This is a genomic window from Gordonia aichiensis NBRC 108223 (assembly GCF_000332975.1).
Lineage (GTDB): Bacteria > Actinomycetota > Actinomycetes > Mycobacteriales > Mycobacteriaceae > Gordonia > Gordonia aichiensis.
Genome location: NZ_BANR01000049.1, coordinates 1 through 3763, shown reverse-complemented (window position 1 = coordinate 3763; position 3763 = coordinate 1). Strand labels below are relative to the sequence as shown.

The following is a 3763-nucleotide window of genomic DNA, read 5'->3' as shown; positions in this document are numbered from 1 at the left end:
AGCGCCGCAAGCGTCGACTAACGTCCCCGGTCAGTACAATTAGTGGCGTCAGTCCCGACGACTAGAGATTTGACTCTGCATCCGCGAGTATCGCGCTCGGCGTCGTGCCCAGTGCTTCGGCCAGATCCCACAGCCGGTCTACTTGAGTCGAGGCTTCACCGGTTTCGATGCGGGCGATGGCTGGTCGGCTGACGCCGCTGGCGTCGGCGAGTTGCTGCTGAGTTAGTCCGGCCCCGACTCGTGCTCGGCGAATCGCGTCTCCAACTGCATCTCGCCGCATCTTCCGGACCCGCCTTTGAGCTGGCGTCAGGGACGCTTCAGGGACCGGCACGTCGTTCATTGTGACCGGTCGGGGAGGGGCGCGGTTCGCCCCACGCCCATTGTATCGCACGCGATACTAAGACATGCTCTCGCAAACCAAGTCCGACTCGCCAGCTCGAACTGCTTTGCGTACATTGGCGCTGCGTGTTCCGGCAATCGACGGAGAAGCGCTCGATTCGTGGGTAGAAGCGTGCTGTCGGCGGCATCGGCTCACGCTGGGCGAGTTCTATCGACACATGTCTATGCCGGGGGCAGGCAGGCGCGACCTCGTTACCGGCGTATCGCGATCCGAGATCGAGCGGTTAGCGCTCGCCGGCGGAATGCGCTCGGCGCAGATCGAGTCGATGACTGTGTCGGCAATGTTCCCAGAGACTGATGGGTACACCGTGACGCCGGTTGCTACGGACTACCAGGTTTATCCACGTCCGCGTGCGGGCTTCTGGCTCGTGACAAGGAGCTCACGGTTCTGCCCGCAGTGCCTAACCGAAGATGGTGGCCGATGGCAGTTGGGCTGGCGGTCTCGGTGGGCTTTCGCGTGTCGCCGCCACCACTGCTTGCTCGTGGATACATGCCCCCAGTGCGGATCGCACCCACGACGTCGTCGCATCACGCAACTGCGGCTTCGCGGAGGTTCGTGTGATGGCGCGAATGGTCGCTACGGCGGTGTTTGCCAGTTCGTCCTCGGCGGAGTTCAGGCGACTGCTCTCGATGCCGATTCGCCCATCTTGTGCGCACAGGCACGCATCGACACGCTTCTGCGCACCGAACGTGATCCGTCGCCTTCAACCTGGGCGCCGAGTCCACTGCTGCATGATGTGGCGTACCTGGCGCGCCAGATCATTCTGGCTGGTGATATCACGCAGATCGACTGTCTTGTAAGGGGAAGTGGCGCGGCGATCTTGGAACTGCGGGAGACCGGTGACATGGCGCGCAACAGCACGCGCAACTTTGTATCGAGCTTTGTTCTCGCACCAACGATAGCGCTGGCTCTCGGAGTGCTCGACTGTGCGGGCATCGATGAGGCTGCCCGGCGCTTGCACGAGCTGCTTCCGCTACCAGCAGAGCATCTACACTGTACAAATCTGCACCTGGAGATGAATGCGTGGGCGCGTCGAAGTGTTCAAGTTGAACTGATTTGGAACCGGCTGCGCACCGCCGAATTCGTGCCAGACTCGAGCAAGCGTCTGATCCGCAGGAGCAACTGATTGATCCGCTGTCTGCTCGGAGCTGTCGCAGCCGGAGGCGCCTCCTGCACGAGGGTCATGTGCACCAAGTGTGGCAACAGTGTCCTCCACCAAGGCAGGATCGGTGGGGCTAGTCGAACTGCTTAACCCAGTCGGTGGGAGGGAAGAGCACGAGTGACCAGTCCAGCTGGTTAAGTTGGCGCCCGAGAATCACTTTCGTGCGACGGGGTACCTCACACGAGTTGATATGACTGACGAGTTGTGTTCGCTCGGCGGTGAGATGATTGCGATAGTCGCGGTACTGAAGACGGCACCTCGGACTGCAGAACAGCTGCCGCCGACCCGCGTGGTGGACGGCGTACGAGACAGGCTTGGTGCAGAACGGGTTGAGGCACACCGACTCGGAGGGATAGTCGCGGCCGCTTTCGAGTAGTTGCTCTACGGTGTGAGCCGTGCCGAGCGCATAGATGGACATAGGGTCCCTCTCCCAAACTGGCAACCCGAACTATCACGTACTCGATCGCACGCGGTGTAGTCAGTCCGCCAGAGTTAGTTGTGGCTTCGATGTATGGGGACGACGATACGCGCAGAGTTTTCGTGGTCTGATAAAAGGGGCTCACGGCTATGGATTGGTCCGCCAGTTCGCGCTACCATTGGCTCTCAGAGGTGAAACGGCATCAGGACCGCCGAGCAGACACTCTCGTTAACTCTGAATCGAAGTGATGCCAATGAACTGGCTCATACTCTGATCGCGGATCTCTGATCACTCTTTCCTGCCGAATCGCTTGAGCGATGAGCACACCTCGCCCTTGGAAGCAATTACTCAGCGAGTTCGTCCGCCAGGTCGGCCGAGCATGATGCCTGTTTCCAGGACGGTGATTGATGTCGAAACAATGTGTGCAAGCACGCAGTTGTGCGGTCAGATCATGTCGAAGTCCCATGCACAGACCCTCCGAGAGGATAGTGCCGTGCCGGAAAAACATGGCTTACAGGAAGACATCAAAGCAAGCGCCGGGGGTCCTGTAATAAGGATACGAGGTCTTGATGACACCGTGACGACTGTCCCCTGTGACGGCGTCCAAAGCCGCGAAGCGCTCAAGAACACACTTCCCATACGGCTTGTTCGTCATTTCTCGGGGCAGTGGTACTACTCGGGTAAACACTACTGCTTCACGATGGGCGCTCACGTGCAATACGAGTCATTGCGAGAGCTACGACGACTCCAGCTCGCAGATGCCGATCCGGAGATCATCGAGATCCATTCGCAGCCGTTTCGGCTCGTCGAACGGGCCGAGCGCCGCCTCCGCCGCTACACACCCGACTACGCCACGGTTTCGCGGTCGGGAGAGGTCACCATAGTGGAAGTCAAAACAGCTCCAGGACTCAACGATCCCAAAGTAGCTTCGTGCCTGCAGTGGGCGATGCCACGGATCCAAGCACTGGGCTGGAACACCGAGGTCCACGTGACCGAACCCGATGAGATGGTGTCACTCAACATGGGTTACCTCGACGGGTTTCGCGACCCGGAACTCACCAACTCCGATGTCACAACTGCCGCCCTTGAGGCGGTTCGAGCAGGCACATTGACCGTCGACGAGCTGGTCGAGAAACTTCAAGAACAGTTTCCACAATGGCCAGTCACCCCCGCTGTGCGCCACCTGATCTGGCGTCAACAACTCCGCGCCGACCTGCACCGATTCGTTCTGCGCGGCACCACAGAACTCTCGGAAGGGGTGCCACTCCCGGACTACCTGACCGACGAGGCGAGAGCATTGTTCCACCACCGCATCAGCGACTCCGTTCGCTGATCGTCGCCTATTCCACGAGCACACAACAGCCACCACCAGGGCAGGCGATAGACATCGCCTTCCACAAGAAACGAAGAACCATGGACCTATCCAGGAGTGCCGTGAGCGTAGTTCCCGGCACCAAAGTCGTGTATCACGGTCGGCCGGCTCACGTTGAGTCGATCAGTGCCGAAGTAGCTGTGCTGTCCTACGAAGACACCCCGGGATTCTGCACGATCTGGACTGGCTCCATGTCCGCGAACCCCAACTTCGTCGTCCTTGACGCCCTTCCGCCTGAGGGAAAGACATCTGCCGCCTCAGACATCGATCTAGCGCCCGAACAGGCGCAGCGCGACGCCTATGAATGGGAAGAACACGTCCTAGAGATCACCACGGGATACCGCAGCGGCACCTCAGATCGCGCGTTGAAGGGCGAACCCCGTTCCCAATACGCGCCCGAGATAGCGGCTC

General features: G+C 60.0%; 5 protein-coding genes and 1 pseudogene. 4 read left to right on the top strand and 2 right to left on the bottom strand.

Annotation, left to right across the window (positions count from 1 at the left end):
* Positions 1–61: 61 nt before the first annotated feature.
* Positions 62–280: a helix-turn-helix domain-containing protein gene (locus GOACH_RS23580; protein ID WP_233425431.1), complete on the bottom strand. Its 219-nt coding sequence runs from the start codon at positions 278–280 to the stop codon at positions 62–64.
* Positions 281–404: 124 nt separating this feature from the next.
* Here GOACH_RS23580 and GOACH_RS24685 point away from each other — a divergent pair.
* Positions 405–869, top strand: a pseudogene (locus GOACH_RS24685) (TniQ family protein); the annotation flags it as partial.
* A 177-nt stretch (positions 870–1046) separates the two neighbouring features.
* Positions 1047–1526 (top strand): hypothetical protein, encoded by a 480-nt coding sequence (locus GOACH_RS24450; RefSeq protein ID WP_040519576.1) that lies wholly within the window; start codon positions 1047–1049, stop codon positions 1524–1526.
* Between the two features lie 109 nt (positions 1527–1635).
* On the opposite strand, the gene GOACH_RS22185 is transcribed toward GOACH_RS24450, so the two are convergent.
* Complete coding sequence (locus GOACH_RS22185) at positions 1636–1980, bottom strand: hypothetical protein (protein WP_005180290.1); 345 nt, start codon at positions 1978–1980, stop codon at positions 1636–1638.
* Between the two features lie 379 nt (positions 1981–2359).
* Here GOACH_RS22185 and GOACH_RS22180 point away from each other — a divergent pair, with 379 nt between their 5' ends.
* Complete coding sequence (locus tag GOACH_RS22180) at positions 2360–3313, top strand: TnsA-like heteromeric transposase endonuclease subunit (protein ID WP_083444510.1); 954 nt, start codon at positions 2360–2362, stop codon at positions 3311–3313.
* Between the two features lie 230 nt (positions 3314–3543).
* The coding region (locus tag GOACH_RS22175) for a hypothetical protein (RefSeq protein WP_157227935.1) at positions 3544–3763 on the top strand (220 nt) is incomplete at its 3' end.